The sequence below is a fragment of the Halorientalis persicus genome (assembly GCF_900110215.1).
Lineage (GTDB): Archaea > Halobacteriota > Halobacteria > Halobacteriales > Haloarculaceae > Halorientalis > Halorientalis persica.
Map to the genome: position 1 here is coordinate 1 of NZ_FOCX01000094.1, position 2,516 is coordinate 2,516.

Annotated in this window: 2 protein-coding genes; both read right to left on the bottom strand. The window is 54.8% G+C overall.

Features of this window, described 5'->3' with window-relative positions; genetic code table 11:
• Positions 1-320: 320 nt before the first annotated feature.
• Positions 321-1,997, bottom strand: a complete 1,677-nt coding sequence (locus BMX17_RS24705; RefSeq protein WP_092665267.1) for a transposase — start codon at positions 1,995-1,997, stop codon at positions 321-323.
• A 62-nt stretch (positions 1,998-2,059) separates the two neighbouring features.
• Positions 2,060-2,449, bottom strand: a complete 390-nt coding sequence (locus tag BMX17_RS24710) for a RidA family protein (protein WP_092665270.1) — start codon at positions 2,447-2,449, stop codon at positions 2,060-2,062.
• Positions 2,450-2,516 lie beyond the last annotated feature (67 nt).

Consider the following 2,516-nt stretch of genomic DNA (forward strand, 5'->3'; position numbering starts at 1 on the left):
GAGTAATCACGAGCAACCATAATTTGGCGACGGATCTCGAAATACCGACTGTAGAGACCCATACTGGTCGATATCTAGCATCTGCAGAATCTATAAACCTCATGACGCTATATGAAAACCATGCATGCGGAAGTTGAGACTACATCGGGTATAGCGGGCCTGTAATGCGCGGTATCAACCGAATCGATAAACAGAATCCGCTTCAGATCGCTTTCTGAACGGCGGTTCTTATTCCTTTTCCAACTAATACGCAGAATTTCCGAGACTCTGGATAGTGTCGCCACTCAGACGCTGCGCTCTCACGGAGAGAGGCCCCCTCGCTATCCGATTCCCGTTTCCTTCTTTACCAGCGTCAGCGTGTTATCAGCCGTCACGATCGGCGAGTGTTCGTACTCGCCGGTCAACTGTACCTGCACAAGCAAATCAACTGCCCGCCAAATCGAGTACAGCAGACACGCGAACGCGAAATAGAAGAACCGGAGGCCGAAATGCTTCGAGGTTGTCGCGCCCATGAATCGTTTGATCGACTTGTAGCCGCTCTCAATCTCCCATCTGTATCCGTACTCAGTAAGGAGCCCGCTATTCCGATTCGTCATGAACACCGAGTACTGCCGATGATCGGTGTGCTCGGAGTTCTCTTTCCGTCGGTAGATTAGCGTCGTCGAGTGCCACTCGTTGTCGCCGAGATGTAGCTTCCGGTCGGTCTCATACCGATCCTTGTCGCGCTTGAGAAGGCGCTTGGCTTGGGCCTTCTCGCTGGTCTGCATCCGCTTCGGGACGACGTAGGAGAGCCCACGTTGACTCAGCATCTCCAGGATATGCTGGCTGTCGAACTCACGGTCCATCAGCACGTTATCGACATGAACAGCCGCCTCTGCCGAATCCAAGAGGTCCTCGACGATCTCCTTTCGCGTGTCCCCTTTCCGAACTGGGCGCGCATCAAGGACTATTGGAACAGCATTCCCGACCAGTTGGACTGTCGCCCACTGGTAGGCGTACTCATCGGTTTTCTCCTTCGTGCCGATAATCTCGTCTTCGTGCCCAGACCGATCGCCGGTGAACGGATTGGACTCGGTAATATCGATGGCAACGATGCCGGCCCGAAAGAACTCCTCCGTGTCTGTGACTCGATCCAAGAGGCGACCCACGGCTTGGCGGTACATCTCCCGAATCTGTGTGACCGATAGATCACGGACGTGCTCGCGATGGGCGTGGCCGAGCGGCGTCCGTTCCCGATTGGACTCGTGGATGAAGCTCCGAGCACCCTCATTGACGGCCAAATTCTCACGGAGTCCGAGGTACGTTTGGAGATCCCAGTAGGCGTTCTCGTGGATCTCACAGCCCTCGCCACGGTCCAGTGAGAACGCTGGGAACGCAACATCACTGACCCGCTCAGTAACTTTCTCTGCCTGGTTCAGGATGGTCTGGTCGTCAGGGTCCGAGTCCGTATGCTCGTCACCGTGTCTGCGGCTCTGTCGGTCTGGCTCGCGTGGGACTGAGACGCCCGCGTTCTGTGCTTTGATGAGAATGGTTCGCGCTGCGGTCTCGGCGGTATCCTGGATCTCAGTAGTGAAGCGATGGTGCCAGCTGCGCCACAGCGTGGACTGATCGGGGACCGACTCCAGGCCAAATTGATCACAGAGATCGGGATGCTTGGTGAGGTATTCGACGAGCGCGGTTTCGTGGTCCCAGTCGTAGAGTTCCTTCAGCAAGAACAGGCGAAACAGTGTCTCCATCTCGTAGCTCGTTGACCCCGCGTACCGGTCGTGGGCATCGAACTGGACGTATGCGAGGGGCACTGCATGGACGAATGAATCAACGCTCTCGTGATCATCATGTTGGAACCATGTTTCCGCAACGAGGCGAACGTCCGATTCTACTCCGGGGAGCGACGTACGATCGAACAGCGGGCCAGACTCGTACGTGGGCCACTCGACATAGGATAGCTGGGCGATCTGCCGAAAGACAGTACGGCGAGATTCACGTGTCAGGGCCACGGCGGGATGGTGGCGACGACACACTCAAGTATTCGTCCAACTGCCCAATCCAGGATAGAGGCTTACTCCGAGACAACTGCAACCGCTTCAACCTCGACGAGCAAGTCCGGAGTGATGAGATTATTCACCTCAACCATACTGGTCGTCGGGCGAATGTCACCAAACACTTCACTATGTGCCTCGCCGATTGCCTCCCACTCCTCAATATCAGTAACAAACATCCGAGTTCTGATCACATCTTCAAGAGATGCGTCCGTCTCCCGAAGAGCGTCTTCGATGTTCTGGAGTGCTTTCTTTGTCTGTTTGTACGGATTATCTTTGCCGACTACATTACCATCATCGTTAGTCGCTGTTGTCCCAGAAACGTGTACTTGAGAGCCGGTCTGAACAGCCCGAGAGTATCCGACTTTTGACTCCCATTCTGTTCCGGATGATATTCGTTTCCGTTCCATAGTTCAGACACACAACCCTCATGAAAAATAGTTTGCTCGATAGATACGTACGCCGGCTGAGCGACTG

Coding starts and splice junctions, on each gene's coding strand:
- BMX17_RS24710 (WP_092665270.1), bottom strand. CDS start 2,449: ATGGAACGGAAACGAATATCATCCGGAACAGAATGGGAGTCAAAAGTC.